Annotated in this window: 10 protein-coding genes; all 10 read right to left on the bottom strand. The window is 62.1% G+C overall.

What is annotated here, in order from left to right; translation table 11 throughout:
* Position 1: 1 nt before the first annotated feature.
* A complete protein-coding gene (locus GTP58_RS27395) occupies positions 2 to 1,993 on the bottom strand; it encodes a type VI secretion system Vgr family protein (protein ID WP_161080162.1) in 1,992 nt (663 codons plus the stop codon).
* Positions 1,990 to 4,680: a type VI secretion system ATPase TssH gene (tssH, locus tag GTP58_RS27390; RefSeq protein WP_161080161.1), complete on the bottom strand. Its 2,691-nt coding sequence runs from the start codon at positions 4,678 to 4,680 to the stop codon at positions 1,990 to 1,992. Before tssH ends, GTP58_RS27395 begins: the two co-directional genes overlap by 4 nt.
* Before the next feature lie 5 nt (positions 4,681 to 4,685).
* Positions 4,686 to 5,702, bottom strand: a complete 1,017-nt coding sequence (tssG, locus tag GTP58_RS27385) for a type VI secretion system baseplate subunit TssG (RefSeq protein WP_229215771.1) — start codon at positions 5,700 to 5,702, stop codon at positions 4,686 to 4,688.
* Positions 5,690 to 7,438 (bottom strand): type VI secretion system baseplate subunit TssF, encoded by a 1,749-nt coding sequence (gene tssF / locus GTP58_RS27380; RefSeq protein ID WP_161080160.1) that lies wholly within the window; start codon positions 7,436 to 7,438, stop codon positions 5,690 to 5,692. The genes tssG and tssF overlap by 13 nt, the downstream gene beginning before the upstream one ends.
* Entirely contained in the window at positions 7,435 to 7,890 is a 456-nt protein-coding gene (tssE, locus tag GTP58_RS27375) for a type VI secretion system baseplate subunit TssE (protein ID WP_161080159.1), read from the bottom strand. Before tssE ends, tssF begins: the two co-directional genes overlap by 4 nt.
* Before the next feature lie 58 nt (positions 7,891 to 7,948).
* A complete protein-coding gene (locus GTP58_RS27370; protein ID WP_161080158.1) occupies positions 7,949 to 8,434 on the bottom strand; it encodes a type VI secretion system tube protein Hcp in 486 nt (161 codons plus the stop codon).
* A gap of 82 nt (positions 8,435 to 8,516) precedes the next feature.
* Entirely contained in the window at positions 8,517 to 10,007 is a 1,491-nt protein-coding gene (tssC, locus tag GTP58_RS27365; RefSeq protein ID WP_161080157.1) for a type VI secretion system contractile sheath large subunit, read from the bottom strand.
* Positions 10,008 to 10,057: 50 nt separating this feature from the next.
* Positions 10,058 to 10,588 carry a type VI secretion system contractile sheath small subunit gene (gene tssB / locus GTP58_RS27360; protein ID WP_072784765.1) on the bottom strand — a complete coding sequence of 177 codons (531 nt, stop codon included), beginning with the start codon at positions 10,586 to 10,588 and terminating at the stop codon, positions 10,058 to 10,060.
* Positions 10,589 to 10,829: 241 nt separating this feature from the next.
* On the bottom strand, positions 10,830 to 14,609 hold the full coding sequence (locus GTP58_RS31755; RefSeq protein ID WP_161080156.1) for a hypothetical protein: 3,780 nt from the start codon (positions 14,607 to 14,609) through the stop codon (positions 10,830 to 10,832).
* On the bottom strand, positions 14,609 to 15,244 hold the full coding sequence (locus GTP58_RS27350; protein WP_161080155.1) for a hypothetical protein: 636 nt from the start codon (positions 15,242 to 15,244) through the stop codon (positions 14,609 to 14,611). The genes GTP58_RS31755 and GTP58_RS27350 overlap by 1 nt, the downstream gene beginning before the upstream one ends.
* Positions 15,245 to 15,351: the final 107 nt, after the last annotated feature.

The raw sequence follows: 15,351 nt of genomic DNA, 5'->3' as shown, positions 1-15,351 counted from the left end.
CTCAGTTCACCTTCGCCAGTGCGCCCTTGAGCGTCAGCATCGCGCCGGCTTCCACGGTTTGCGTGGCGTCCGCCTTGCTGTTGATGATGGGCGCCTTGTTATCCATCTGCACACCGCCCTGGTTGAGCATCTTCATGCCAGCCTTGTTGGTCAGGTTGGTGCCCGCCTCGCTGGTCAGTTCCGTGCCGCCCTTGATCGAAAACGCGGTGCCGGACTTCGCGGCAAAAGCGGTGCCGGCTTCCTGCGTGACGCCGGCACTGGATTTGATGCTGATGTCGCCAGTGACGGTGATCGTAAGCTTGCCGTCGATGGTCAAGGCATAGTCGCCGGTGACCTTGTGCGTGAACTTGCCGCTGTTGGTATGCGTTTCATCGCCGGTCACGGTGATGTCGCGCGTGCCTTTGACGTTGTGCGTCTCCTTCCCTTTTTGTACATCCACCGTACGGTCGCCTTCCTGCAAGGTGTGGATCTCCGCACCTTTCTTGATGGTGGTGGTCAGTGCGTTTTCGATCTCGGTCAGCATGTCCTTTTGCGCGTGCATATACAGCTGCTCCGAATCCTTCTTGTCCTCAAAGCGCAGTTCATTGCCTGCCGCGCCCTGCTTGGACGACCAGGTCCGCATGATGGTTTGCGTTTGATTGGCAGGCAGCTCGGCAGGCAGTGCGTTCTCGCCGTTGTAGACGCATCCCGTCACCATTGGCCGTTCGGGATCGCCGTTGAGATAGGTGACGACCACCTCCTGGCCGACACGTGGCAGGAACAGCGCACCAAAACCCTTGCCCGCGACCGATTGCGCCACACGCAGCCAGGTCGAGCTTTTATCGTCCTTGGCGCCGTCCCGGTCCCACGGAAACTGTACCTTGATGCGTCCCCACTTGTCGGTCCATATTTCTTCGCCGCTCGGACCGACCACCAGCGCCGTCTCGCAGCCTACTGCGCGCGGACGTGGCGTCTGTACCGGCGGCCGGAAGGGCACGGCGGACGGGAAGGCCTCAAACGAATTGGAGTACAGGTCATCGCGCGCGGTGTGATGCACGCGGCGCAGTACAAACGCGGCATTCAGCGTATCGACGAAATGCCCGGACAAGGTGAATTTGCTGCCCGCGCTGAACGGATAGCAGTAACTATCGCCGCGCAGGATCTCCGCGCCGACCTGGCTGGCTTCCACGCGCAGCTTGGCGATCGCGTTGGCTGCCGCTACGGCGAGGTGGCCGGTCGCAAATTCGTACACCGCACCGTTGCCGGTGGTGGCGGAATGCGTGCCTTCCAGCGAGGTGCTGGGGTTGATGAAGTCATAGTCGTTGACAGTCGATTTCTTGATGGCGATGCGGTTCTCATACGCGAAGCGCGAGACAGTATCGATTTCATTGCTCATCCCCGTATGCGGGAAGAAGCGCACCTTGGCTGCGCCATCGCAATCGGCAAAGTTGGACGATGCATCGCCCAGTACCATCGTATGCCCGCTGCTGCTGAACGTGAAGAAGTAAAAGATGCCGGCCTGCTCCATCAGACGGCTGATGAAGTCAAACGCCGTCTCATCGTACTGCACCACGTAATCCAGCTTGTCATAGGTCTGCGTCAGCTTGTCGTCAAAGGTGATGCCGAAATCGCCCAGCACTGCCTTGATGATCTCCGCGACAGATTTGGTCTGGTAGATTTTGCGGTCGCGCGATAGCGTCAGCAGCCAAAGCATGGGCACCACTTCCGCTTCATAGGTCGAGAAGTCCTGATCGAAGCCGCCTTGTATGAAACGGGAGACGATGCCCGTGATATAGCGTTTGCTGCCGCCTTCCACATTCAGCGTCACCGTCATGTTCTTGCCGACCACGGTGGCGGCACTCAGACTGGTGTTCGCTGAGCGCATGTACAGGCTAAATTTAAACAATTCGGAAATACCTTCGCTGCCCTCGACCGCATCAAGCAACAAGTCGTTATCGCCAAATGGCGACGTGAGCGAGAGCAGGCCGCCCGGCTGTTCAAACCCGGTCCTCATGGCTGGCCTCTCAGTGGATTGTCGCGGAAGACATAGGCAAACTGCTCATCCGCGCCGACACTCATGTGTATCGCACTGAATGGCTTCTGCATCGACATCCGTTCCAGCACCAGCGACGACAGCAAGGGCAGCACGGTCTGCGTCAGGATGAAGTCGATGTTACGGGCGCCACTGTCCACCTCCGTGCAACGCGCGGTGACGACCTCCGTTACCCGGTCATCCCAGGTAAACCGGGCGTTGTGGTTTTCCGCGAAGCGCGCTGCCAGCTTGGCCAGTTTCAGATCGACGATATTGCTGATCTGCTCATCGCCCAGCGGGTAATACGGGACCAGCACCAGGCGGCCAAGGAAGGCGGGGCTGAACTGGCGCAGCAAGGCCGGGCGCAACTGCTCAATCAGCTCAGTCACTTCGGGACGTTTGCCTTTGGCGCACGCCTGGGTGATGACGTCCTGCGCGGCATTGGAGGTCAGCAGGATCAGCGTGTTCTTGAAGTCGATGGTGATGCCTTCGCCGTCCTCCATCGTGCCTTTGTCGAATACCTGGAAAAACAGCTCCAGCACATCTGGATGCGCCTTCTCCATTTCGTCCAGCAGGACCACGCAGTAAGGGCGGCGGCGCACGGCTTCCGTCAACACGCCGCCTTTGCCATAACCCACGTATCCGGGCGGTGCGCCTTTCAGGCTGGAGATGGAATGCGCCTCCTGGAATTCGGACATATTGATGGTGACCATATTGCGCTCGCCGCCGTACAGCATGTCCGCCAATGCGAAGGCGGTTTCGGTTTTCCCGACGCCGCTGGGGCCGACCAGCATGAACACACCGACCGGCTTGCCGGGATCATCCAGCTCGGCGCGGAAGGTACGCACACGGCGCGCGATGGCATCCAGCGCCTGCTCCTGGCCGACCACACGGTCTTCCAGCCTTTCCTTCAACTGCAGCACGGTGTGGATTTCATCGGCCAGCATTTTGCCGACCGGGATGCCGGTCCAGCCGGAGATCACACCCGCGACAATTTTCGAATCGACGCAGACCGGCACCAGCGGCTCGTCGTCCTGTATCGCCTCCAGGCCTTTCTGCAGGCGCTGCAACTGGTCGCCGCGTGAAATGCGTTCTTCGTCATCGAGCACGGCCGCGTCATCGGCGGTGGCAGCGATAGCGCGGCGCAGCGCCAGGATTTCATCGACCGCGCGGCGCTCTTCGGCCAGCTTGTCACGTACGCGGGTCTGGCGTTCCTGGAGCTGCGTCAACTGCTTGTCGAAGCGCGCGATATCGGCGGCGCGGTCTTCGCCGCGTGCATGCTGCTGACGCACCAGGCGCAGCTCCTCGCTGGTCAGCGTGATGTCGTACTCCAGCGCTTCCAGCTGCGGCGGCGTGCCCGCCTGCCCGATCGCGACGCGGGCACACGCGGTATCCAGCACGCTGATGGCTTTATCCGGCAGCTGGCGTCCCGTGATGTAGCGGTGCGACAGGCGCACTGCATCGGTAACGGCTTCGTCGAGGATCTCCACACCGTGATGTTTTTCCAGCGTCGCCACCATCCCACGCAGCATGACCACTGCGGCGTCGGCTGACGGTTCCTCGACTTTGACAACCTGGAAACGGCGAGCCAATGCTGGATCACGTTCCACATATTTTTTGTATTCCGCCCAGGTGGTGGCGGCGATGGTGCGCAGTTCACCGCGCGCGAGGGCAGGCTTGAGCAGGTTGGCGGCATCGCCCTGCCCTTCACTGCCGCCAGCGCCAATCAGTTGATGGGCTTCGTCGATGAACAGGATGATGGGCGTGGCGGAGGCGCGCACTTCGGCAATCACTGACTTGAGGCGGTTTTCAAATTCGCCTTTGATGCCGGCGCCGGCTTGCAACAACCCGAGGTCCAGCGTTCGCACCACCACATTGGCCAGTGCCGGTGGCACCGCGCCTTGTGCAATACGCTGCGCAAAGCCTTCCACGACAGCGGTCTTACCGACACCCGCCTCGCCCGTCAGGATAGGATTGTTCTGGCGCCGGCGCAGCAGGATGTCGATGATCTGGCGTATCTCCGCATCGCGGCCCCGTATGGGATCGATGCGGCCCGCACGCGCCAGCGCTGTCATGTCGATGGTGTACTGGTCCAGCGAAGGCGTGGCGCCGCTCGCCGTGCGCGCCACAGGCATTACGCCAGCCTCTCCGCCGGCTGGCGCAACAGCGCTGGCCTGAACCGTGCTGCCGCCATCCTCGGCGGAACTCGCCAATAAAGCCGCAAGCTCGCTTTTCAGCTGCTCACGCGGGATCTTCAACAGTTCCGGCGCGGTTTCGATCAGCAGACCGCGCAAGCTATCCTGCTCCAGCAGCGCAAGCAGCACCGTGCCGGAACGGATCTGCTGACTGCCCAGCAGCATGGAGCTGAGCAGCCAGGCCTCCTGGAACAGCGCGATGAAATGCTGCGACAGTGCCGGCGTACGGCCGTTGCCACGTTTGAAGCCATCCATGCTGCGCTGAAGCTGCACCGTCACCGCACTCTCGGCGATGCCAAACCGTTCGAGCAGCACCAGCAGATCTGGCGCCCGCTCCTCCAGCAACGTAAACAGCAAATGCTCCAGCTCCACGTTGAACTGCGTCTGCTTGACGCACAGCTCCGCAGCATGGCCCATCGCCCGCTTGCATTCGGGATTCAGCTTGGACAGCAAGGTGCGGATATCGATTTCCATGGTCGTCAGCCTTCAGCAGTCGACAGCAGGAAGTTGGCCGGCTGATACGTCGCCGTGGAAGGACCGGCGCTGCACAGCCATGTACTCAGGCCCAGACGTGGCGCCAGCGGCTGCCCTGCCCCCAACAGCGTGTGCGGACGCCCGGCCAGCTGCAAGCGCAGACGCACCTGGATATCCCGCTGGAGATGCCGCGCCACCAGCCAGCCCAGTAGCGCGTTGTCTTTTTCACCCGGCAGCAACGCTGCGTACTGTGCGGCTTTCAGCGGCGGCGCGTCCAACGCCAGTCCGGCGCCCTGATCCCACGCCCGCGCGCCAAGACTGGCGCCCATGCCCAACCGCGCCTGCCGCGTCACGGGCTTGCCCGGATCATGCAAACGCGCACGGTCGCATACCGCCAGCGGATGCCAGCCGCCGACAAACTGCTTGCCATTGAAGCGCACGCCCATCCGGTCGCGCACTACCGCCAGCAGCGATGCCATCGAACGCGGCGCTGCTCCCTGCAAGCCGGCGTGGCGCAGCCAGGCTTGCTGGCCGTCCGGCCCGCGCACACCTTCCGCGCGTCCCAGGCTGGCCAGTGCATCCAGGCTGCGCACCAGCGGCGCGGTGTTGATCGCATCCGTACTTAAGGCCAGATGATGCTTGCGCCGGCTGCGGTATAAAAACCCCAGCAGGCGCTGATTGAATATATCCAGGAAGTCCAGGCCGGACATATCGCGCGCGCGACGGCGTTCCATCAGCAGCTCGGTGAACGGTATCGGCAGCGGCCCTTGTGCTCCGGCCAGCGTCAACACGGGCGATTTCAATGTCAATGGCGGACCAGGACGTGTACTGTCCTGCAAATCGGCGACATCGCTGGGTGCAAACGACATATCCACCTGGGCGGCCAGGCGCAGCGCTTCATCCATGCCGCCAGCGGTGCCCACCGGTGCACGCGCAGGTTCGCTTCGTTCCAGCAGGCTGATTGCCTGGAACAGATCGAAAGCGTGCGGGTCTTCCCGCAATAGCGACATCAGATCAGACATTGTCGTCCACTCATCGCAGGCCACTGCATCCAGGGTTCACCGCCGCGCTCCACGGCCAGCCGCACAAAGGAATTCGCGGAAGTGTACAAGGCAAAGAAGCGCGACAGCACACCACCGAGCACCAGCGGCGAGGTACCGACAAAAGCATCCGCATCAAACTCCAGCACGATGTCCGTGCCACGGCAGTGGCCTCGCCAGGTATCGTTGCCCAACCGCGCCGTCGCTACCGAGGCCACCATGCTTTTCACGCCACGCACCTGCGCCTGGTCGCGCGCACTGTCGCCAGCGAACAGCATCAGCATCTGCTGCAAGGTAGCGACACTGGTGGTGCCATCCACCAGCGAGCGGTGATTCAACCGCAACAGCGCCACCAACGACCACAAGGCCTTGGCCTCCATCACCGGCGGACGCTGTGCGCTAGGCTGGTAGAGCGCGCGTATCAGGGTCGAAGTGGAAATGCCCTCGCCGTAGAAAAGCGTACCTGGCGCCACTTGTTCGGCCAGGCCACGGTTGGTGCACAGCAGCTGGGCGTAGACCACCGGTTCGTCCGGTACCACGCGCACGTCGCGGCGGTCGACAAAGCTCAGGTACACGTCGGTACCTGTAATCCCTTTGCGCAGACTCATTTCACGGCGCAGGGACCAGAACACGCCGTCGCTGCCGTCCACAGTGGACTCCGCAAAGACGCTGGGAATGATGGTGGGCCTGTCGGCGCGCGGATCGGAAGCCGTGACCGACACCACCGAATGGACTTCCATCACGGCTTCGCGCTGATAGTCCGGCACCAGCAGGTATTCGTAGTGACGGCGATGCAGGCGTATCGGCTCGCTGGTCACCGGGAACAGATTCACCGCCGGCACGCAGCCGAGCTGGAAATTGTCGGCGTTCAGTTGCGACAACACGCGCGCGCTGCGGTTGAATACAAAGCGCAGCGAGAACCCTTGCCCTGCGCCCAGCAGGCCTCGCAGACCGTTCACATCAAAGAACTGGAACTTGCGCGGGAAGGCGAAATACTCCTGCAGCAGCGCGTATGCCGGATGCGCGTGCGCGGGCTGCGCCAGCACGGCTTCGTTTTCGTCGAAGCCCACCTCGGTGAGCGCCATGGGTCCCAGCCGATGCAGGCTGCCATCACCGCCTTGCAGTTCCATGCGTTCCAGACCGCTAATCAGCAGTTCATGCAAAGGCATGGTCGTCATCAGATCGCCATGCAGATGCAGGCGCAGGCTGTCCAGCTCCAGCTCCGCCACATCAATGCCTTCATCACAACGCAAATCCAGGCGCAGCGTGCGCGTATCTTCCATCTTGATGGCGGCCACGCGCAGCGGCCACAGGGTGGTATCCCACGCTACCTGGAAGCGGCAGTTTTCGCCGCTGGCGGCAGTCGTCGACAGCATGGCGCCGCGTGCCACCGGCATGCCCGCCATGACCTTGCCCTGCGTCGAATCGAGCGTCATCTGCACCACCGTCATGGCGGGCACGGGCTGCGTCAGACTGGGACACAGATTGTCCAGCATGGCGCCAGCGATGGTGGGGAAATCGCGGTCCAGATCACGGTGCACGCGCGCGGTCAGAAAAGCGACCGACTCAATCAGCCGTTCCGTATGCGGATCTGCCGATTCACCGCCACTCAGCACCAGCCGTTGCGCAACCTTTGGATAACGCGCGGCGAAGTCCGCCGACTGCGTGCGCAGATAGGATAATTCGCGGCGATAGTATTCGAGGATGTCGTCGCTCATGCCGTGGCCTGCATGGATGCTGAACGCGCGTCCAGCACGACGTCAAAATTGACACGGCACAGTTGCTGTCCCAACGCCACCACTGCGGCGATCGCCGCGTGTGCCGCAAACGGCCGCGCGGGATTGCTCAGCACCTGCACGCGCACATGCGACAGCCGCGGTTCGTACAGGGCGATGCCGCGCTCCAGCACCGACGACCAGGTCACGAGGTCCTGGTCCGACTGCGCCGACAGCGCCAGCATGTCCGGCAGTCCGTAATCCAGTACGGTGGGATCGCCTTCAAGGAACTCCTTTATCGTCAGCCCGTTGCGCACATTGAAAAGCCGCAGCAGGTCCTGCTGTAGCGAATGCTGCAAGCCGCCACCATCGAGCAGCCTGCCATCGGCAGAGGCATGCATGCCGGTGATGCGGTCGAACAAGGGAACGAGCGACGCCGTGATGGCTTTAGACATAGTTCACTACGATGCACGGTGATCACTCGGGCGGACGCTGCGCGCCCGCCCATGGTCATCAATCCGCCTTCATCGTCTCCAGGTTCCAGTTCCAGGTACCGGTGCCCTTCGCAGTCGAATCGGCCTGCTGCTGGGTGTAGTCGCACTTGATCTTGGTGAAGCTGATCGAGAACGAATCCGACGGAATGCCGCCACCGCCCGAGGTGCTGATGTTGGAGATCATGGCGTTGGTCATTTCGTACTTGAAGAAGCTCATGTACTTGCCGTTTTCAACCCGCCCCACGTGCAGCGTGGCGGTGCCGACCTTGGTGCCCTGGGTACAGGCCTTGTACATCTCGGTGGTCGACAGGTCCGACATTTTCGAGAACGAGATCTCGGAAAACACCGGACGGCCGGAGGTACGCTCCGTGTTGGAGGAATCCATTTGCAGCGGCAGCGACGCGCTGTGCGAATACGACAGCACAATGATCTTGTCGGCATAGCCGGTGATCATGCAGTTGCCCTTGATGGTCGTGCCCAAATCCAGAATAAGTACGTCAGACATTGCTGGCTCCAGTTGTTGATGTGCAGGCCCGGACGCCAGCACGGCGCCGGGACTGCGGAAGTGTCAGTTGAACAGCGCGGAATCAGCCAGCGGCGGCAGGCAGTTCCGCGACCAGGCGGATCGACGTGGTCAGCTCTTCCATCTGGAAGTGCGGACGCAGGAACACCGTGGCCGAGTAAGCGCCTGGCTTGCCCGGTTTTTCGGTGACATCGACACGGCCTTCGGCCAATGGGAAGCGCGCCTTTTCGCCCTGCGTTGCGTTAGGGCTCAGCAGCACATAGGAACTGAGCCAGCTATTCAGATAGTTCTCCACGCTTTGACGGGTCTGGAAGCTGCCGACCTTGTCGCGCATGATGACCTTGATGTAGTGCGCGAAGCGCGATGCCGCCAGCACGTACGGCAGGCGCGACGACAGGGCCGCATTGGCGTTGGCCGAGTCCAGGTTGTAGAGCTTGGGCTTGTTGACGGTCTGGCCACCGAAGAAGGCCGAGTAGTCCGAGCCTTTGGAATTGACCACGGCGATGAAGCCAAGGTCGTTCAGCTCTTTCTCGCGGCGGTCGGTGATGGCTACCTCGGTTGGGCACTTGAGCGCGATATCGCCTTCGTCGGTCTTGTAGGTGTGCGCCACCATGCCTTCGATCTTGCCGCCGCCTTCCACGCCGCGAATCGCGGTGGTCCAGCTATGCTTGGCGTAGGCGTCGGTGATGCGCAGGCCCAGTTGGTAGGCCGAATTGGCCCACAGGTATTTGCTGTGATCGCGGCCATCGACATCTTCCTCAAAGCTGAAGCTTTCGACGGGATTGGTCTTGGCGCCATATGGCAGGCGCGCCGCGTAGCGTGGCAGCACCATAGCGATGTAGCGCGAGTCTTCGGACTCGCGGAAGCCACGCCACGAGGTCAGCTCGGCGCTTTCAAAGATCTTGGACATATCGCGCGGCACGCCAAGTTCGGTGAACTCGCTCATGTCGAACAGCGATGGCGCGGCAGCGGTGATGAATGGCGCATGCGCGGCAGCGGCCACTTTCGACAGGCGCTGCAGCAGCGCCACGTCTTGCGGATGGCGGCCGAAGTAGTAGTCACCGATCAGCACCGAATAGGGATTGCCACCGAAGGTGCCATATTCCTCTTCGTAGATTTTCTTGAACAGCACCGACATGTCGTGATCGACCGCGCTCTCCAGGTCCTTGAGCAGCTCTTTCTTGGACACGTTCAGCAAGCGCAGTTTCAGCGTGGGGCCGGTTTCGGTACCGAACACCATGTCGTGCAGGCCGCGCCACGAACCTTCCAGTTTCTGGAATTCGTCGTGGTGGATGATGGCGTTGAGCTGGTCGCTCAGGATGCGGTCGATTGCGGCGACCCGCTCGTTGATCATTGCGACCACGCCTTTATCGGGCGCGGTTTTCATGCCTTCGTCCAGCACCTGGGTGGCGAACTGGCCCAGCAGTTTTTTGGCGTAAGCGCTTTGCGAAGGCTCGACCGCCATTTTGCCTTCCTGGACGATGCGGTCCAGCAGGCTTAGTTCTCCAGTCTCCGTCGCTTTGGCGCCGCCTTTGGCGGATTGATTAGCAGCCATGATTTAGCTCTCTCGTTATAACGATGTAAGGGGAAGCGCGTGAACGCTGATCAGGTTGGCGACGCTTCGGCGTCAGCCGCCGGCGCGGTTTCAGCCGGTCCCTGTTCCTTGAGTGTCTTCAGCTCTTCGCTGTTCTGGATGATGTTTTCCAGCAGCGCGTCGAGTTCATCGTTGCCATCGAGTTTGCCGAGCAGGTCGCGCAGTTGTTGGCGCACTTCCAGCAGTTTGGCCAGGCGTGGCACTTGGGCGACGATGGCTTCCGGGTGGAAGTGATCGTATTCGGTGAAGTTCAGTTCCACCTTGAGATTGCCGTCGCCCTTGAGGGTATCCGGCACGGAGAGGTCGAGACGTGGAGCGATTTTGCCCAGCACTTCATTGAAGTTGTCGCGATCAATTTCAATCAGTCGTCGCGCCTTGAGCTTGGGCGGCGGGACCAGCGGCTGACCGGAGAGGTCTGCCAGCAGGCCAACCACGAGCGGGAGTTCTTTTTTCTCGGTGGCGTCACCGATCTCTACATCGTACGTGATTTGCACACGTGGGGGACGGTTCCGTCCTACCCATTTTTGTAAGCTGTCTGACATTCCCATCTCCACAATGCTAGTAAAAGCGGCTGACGATGTACAAACTAAAAACAGGCGGACTGGAGTTTTTAAAAAATGCGGCTAGGCTCGCGTCACCACCCTCGTTGCGCCGCAACGGTGATAGCTACAAAGGTTTCCAATACTCAATTGATAATAAATGTAAATTCTTTATGGAACAAGCATTTTTACGTATTGCCGCGTCCGTTTTTCGCCACTGCACAAATGTGACATTCTGGTGACGTCAGGTTGTGGGTGGCGGTTCTATCGGTGGCAGCTTGGCGGCGGCGAGTTTCTGCGCCAGCGATTGGCTTGCCTCGCTCGCGGCTTTTACGGCGGAAGCTGGGTCGGGCGGTTTGATGCCTGGTTTGTCGATGGCATCCTTGAGTTGGTCCAGTGATGGACGTTTGAGATTGGCGGGTGGTTTGCCTGCAAGTGCGTCTTTAAGGACGTCCGGTGCTGCCGGCACGGCTGGCTTGGCAGGTATGGCCGCAGCGGCGGCATCCGCGAGGTTGCCTGGGACTGCGGGGATGGCGGCGTTGAGATCCGCAGGCGCTGTTGCGGCAGTTGCTGCCTTGGTTTGCTCGACGATGCCGGCAGGCGCGTCAGGGATATCAGGCATCGCCTTGCCAACGTCTTTCTTGCCGTCGATGGGCGGGATGGGTTTGTCTTTGCCATCCTTGCCATCCTTGTCGCCGGCAGCGAGGCTGTCGGCTGCGCTCCTGTCGCCGCCCACCGCGCCGCCTGGAGGGCTTGCGCCGTCATCGGCGGCGTTGACGTTGGCGTTGTCGCCAGCAACCTTCGTGGCCTCGACATCGGGGGGCTGCGCGCGGTCGCCAGCATCTTTGGCGGCGCCGGTATCGATAGCGTCAGAGGCGTCGCCAGCGCCCTTGGCAGGCGTGGCGTCGCCGGTGCTCCCGGTGGTGGCGGCACTATCGGCTGCTTTGGCGTCGCTGCCTTCGGCGCCGGTGCTGGCTGACGCTCCGGATGCTTCCTTGCTCGCTTCCGCCGTCGAGCTGTCGCCAGCAGTCGCGCCGCCTTGTGCAGCGGCTCCGTCCTCTGCACTCGCGCCGCTGTTGCCGTCTTTGTCAGCCACAGCGTCAGCCTTGCTGCCTGCATTTTCGCCGTCTGTGGCCGCGCCTTGTGCTGCCTGGCCTGCGCCCGCAGCAGCAGCAGCAGCAGCGCCTGCGGCAGCCTCAGTGCTGGGTGCCGCAGCACCGCCGTGTTTCTCCACTTCCGCGGCCACAATCGTTTCTGCCTTGATCGCATCCGCGCGCGCTGCATTCACCTGCGCTTCCACCGACTCCGCTTGCACCTTCGCCTGATTGATGCCCGCCTGCGCTTCATCCTTCATCGCCGTCGTCTGCGACTCCGCACTGGCCGCCGCCGAGCCAACATCCTTCTCACTGGCCACCACCTGCGCCGCAAGCGACTGCTCCGACTCCTTGGCCGCTTGCGCCGCCTGCTGCGCCTTGTCCGCCTCCGCCTTCACATCCGCCGTCAACGCATCAGGATCAGGCGCATGCGGCGCCATCGCATCCGCCGACTGCGCGCGCGACTCCTCCAGCGACGACGACATCTGCGCCATCGCCCCATCCGACTCCGCCGCCACGCTATCGGCATCCTGCTTCATGCTATCGAACGAAGCCTGCACCTGCTCCGACACCGAACTATCCGACGACATCGAATCGCTGGCCTGCTGCGCTCCCGCCTTAGTTTCATCCGCCGCCGACTGCACACCGGCCGCGCCCTGCAATGCCTCCCCAGCCGCAGCCTTGGCCTGTGCCAACAGATCGCCCGCAGCCGCCTGTGCCTGCGTCTTCCACTGATTCACCTTGTCCGCGACATCACCCGCCTGCTGCACCTGAGACGCCGCCTGCTGATATGTTCCCGCCACATCATCATAAAACTGCGCAAACGGCGCGACCTGTTCGCCGACCTCGCGTATCGGCAAATCCTCAATCGCCTTCGACGCCTGATCCACATACGACAGCGCCTGATCCGCGCCCTGCCGCACCTGCTGCCGCGCCGTGCCGCTGACCGAATCCACCTGCGCACTGGCTTGCGACAGCATATCGGTCAGCTTCTGCACCGGCTGGCGCGCCTGCTGCTGCACGGTCGCCAGCGTGGCGCTCAACTTGTCCAGGCCCTCCTGCGCCATCGCTGCAGCCTGCCCTACTTTCTGCTTGCCCTGCGCCAGCACATCCTTCAGCGGCGCACCAGCAGCCTTGATCTGTTCCTCCAGCGGCTTGAAGGTCTGATCCAGCAAATCCGACAGCTGCTGCTTCAAACGCTGCACCAGCGCCTCGCACTGCAGCTTCTCCAGGCACTGCTGCACGGTCGAACGCACCTGATCCAGAATCTGCTGCACCGCTGCGGTGGCCTTATCAAACTGCTCCTGCACCAGCGGCGGAATCTTTTCCGCCGCATCGCTCACCTGCTTGAGCGCGGCCTGCATCTTCTCCAGCAAACCAATCAGCGTATCAATCGCCACCTGCACCTGCGCCACCGCCTGCTCCAGCAAGGGATTGAGCCCATCGACCACACCGATCGCCTGATCCATCAGGGCACTCGCCTTGTCCGCCGCCGTCTTCACCGCCGTACGCGCACTGGCGATGGCAGTCTTCACACCGGGGATCATGCCCTTGATGCCGACGAATAGCCCACGCGCCACCATCAACGGCGGCGCCTTCATTTGATAACGCGTGCAAATCTCAATCGCGTTCGTGCACAGCACATCCGCCTGATCCAGTTCGCTGGATGCCGTATCGAGCAAGCCGTTGGCCTCCGCCACGAATGGTGGAATGCTGTCCTTCACTTGCGTGAGCATGGCAATCGCATCGGCAATCGCCGTACGCACCGGGATGAAGTTGTCCGGCAGTTGCCTGAGCGTGGCCTTGGCATTTTCCGCCTCCTCATCCAGCTCGCGCATCAGTTGCAGCACCTTGTCGATCTCGCCGCGTATGGTGTCCAGCACCGCCTGCAACGCTGCCTCGATGTTGTGCACGCGCGTTTCCAGCGCATCGATGGGCTCCATCACACGGTGTATCAGCGTATCCACCGTGGCTGCCGCATCGGAGATCTGGTCGATGACTTTATCAACCTGCGCGCGTGCTTCGGCCAGCGGTTTGAACAGAATGTCACTCACACGATCGAGCTGCGCGCTGGCGTCATCAAACAGCGCCTCGCAATTGCGCGCCTCATCGCCGATGGCGCGGTTGATGTGATCGACCAAATCCATCGAGGCCTGCAACGGGTCCAGCAGCGCACTGGCTTTATCGTTGAGCAGATCGGAAACGCCGCCGATGGTTTTGGTCGCCAGCTCGGTCGCATCCTGCATCGCCGAGTCCAGATCGGTGACGTTGCCATCCAGCGTATCGCGCAGGGACTTGATCTGCGCCAGCGTATCCGATTGCAGATGTTCGGCACGCGAGATCACATCCTGCACCGCTGCGTTGCCGGCGCCCGCGCCGCCCTCGAGCTTGGCCAGCGTTTTCAGTTGCTGCGACAGCGGCAGCAGATCGCGTCCATACTGCTCGACCATCGCGCCGCTGCGCTTGGCCAGATCTGCCAGCGCCTGGCCGCGCGAGGGCATGCTGTTAAAGAAGGCCATTTGCGCGCTGAAGTCCGGCACCAGCGCCTGCAGTTCGGGCAGCGTGGTGCTCAGCGACGCCACCGCCTGGTTGGCACTGTCCACCACGGCCTGCACGCCCGCCGTCTGGTCCAGCAAACGTTGCGGAATCGCGGCGGCATCGGTGGCCAGCTTGCGCAGGTCCGCGACCGCCTGTTCCAGCACGCCGGTGCAGCAATCGAGTATGGCCTGGGGATTCAGCAGATCGGGAATCGCCTTCATCTGCTCCACCACCTTCTGCATGTCTGCCTTGGCGGAATCGACGGTGGTGGTGACGTCGTCGGCAAAGCCCTTACCCTGCTCCACCACAGTATCCGCCGCCTTTTGCACCGCAGCGGCGATATTCGGCGGGCATTGAGGCAATACCTCGACGGCGTGGTCGATGACTTTCACTACAGTGTATCCAGTGTGGACGTGGTGCGCGACGTGGCGTCACTCAGCGCCGCCTTGATCGCCGCCACCTTGGACGGCGCCGGGTCCAGCGACAACGATGCCGAACCCACCGTGGCGATAGTGGCCTTCACTTCGGCCAGCGCCTGGTTCAGCTCAGGCAGCACTTCGGCGCCTTCGATCTGCACCTCCTCCAGCAACGGCAGCAGGTTGGGCACCACCGGGATCTGCGGCAGCGCGCTTAGCGCAGGCAGTGCCGACAAGGCTGCGGCGGCGGCGCCTGACGACGGCGCCACCAGACGCCCGGGGCGTGCCTGGCGATTCAGTTCTTCGTACACCAGCACAGCACCGCTTTGCAAACGTCCGGCCAGCGCGTGCAGCCAGCCATCCGCGCCCGCGTTCGCCGTCGCCAGCGAAGGGCCGGAGCGTTGCAATATCCATTGAAGTTCAGCGCGGGCGGCAGGTTCGCCCATCCAGTAGCGCAGGTAGGTATAGGCGTCGGCCGCCGAGGCAAAGCGGCGTCGGCCGCCGGCCATGCCGCCACCGCCATACGCCAATACCTGCCCCATCTGTCCACCAGATTCGTAGAAAGTAACACGGCTGGAGTGGCGCCATAAGCTGGCCAGTGGATGCAGCATGGGAGTTCCTGCTTGAACCTTGGTCCGGCGACAATAACATGAGCAGCTTGACAACGCAAACTGCGGTTAAGCCACAATCCCGGCCACTGCCGGCCTCGCTTTCGTTG

The sequence above is a fragment of the Duganella sp. CY15W genome (assembly GCF_009857555.1).
Lineage (GTDB): Bacteria > Pseudomonadota > Gammaproteobacteria > Burkholderiales > Burkholderiaceae_D > Rugamonas > Rugamonas sacchari.
This window is presented reverse-complemented; position numbering and strand designations above follow the sequence as displayed.

Bases quoted from the DNA above. Each gene is read 5' to 3' on its own strand.
- GTP58_RS27395 (WP_161080162.1), bottom strand. From the start codon at position 1,993: ATGAGGACCGGGTTTGAACAGCCGGGCGGCCTGCTCTCGCTCACGTCG.
- tssH (WP_161080161.1), bottom strand. From the start codon at position 4,680: ATGGAAATCGATATCCGCACCTTGCTGTCCAAGCTGAATCCCGAATGC.
- tssG (WP_229215771.1), bottom strand. From the start codon at position 5,702: ATGTCTGATCTGATGTCGCTATTGCGGGAAGACCCGCACGCTTTCGAT.
- tssF (WP_161080160.1), bottom strand. From the start codon at position 7,438: ATGAGCGACGACATCCTCGAATACTATCGCCGCGAATTATCCTATCTG.
- tssE (WP_161080159.1), bottom strand. From the start codon at position 7,890: ATGTCTAAAGCCATCACGGCGTCGCTCGTTCCCTTGTTCGACCGCATC.
- GTP58_RS27370 (WP_161080158.1), bottom strand. From the start codon at position 8,434: ATGTCTGACGTACTTATTCTGGATTTGGGCACGACCATCAAGGGCAAC.
- tssC (WP_161080157.1), bottom strand. From the start codon at position 10,007: ATGGCTGCTAATCAATCCGCCAAAGGCGGCGCCAAAGCGACGGAGACT.
- tssB (WP_072784765.1), bottom strand. From the start codon at position 10,588: ATGTCAGACAGCTTACAAAAATGGGTAGGACGGAACCGTCCCCCACGT.
- GTP58_RS27350 (WP_161080155.1), bottom strand. From the start codon at position 15,244: ATGCTGCATCCACTGGCCAGCTTATGGCGCCACTCCAGCCGTGTTACT.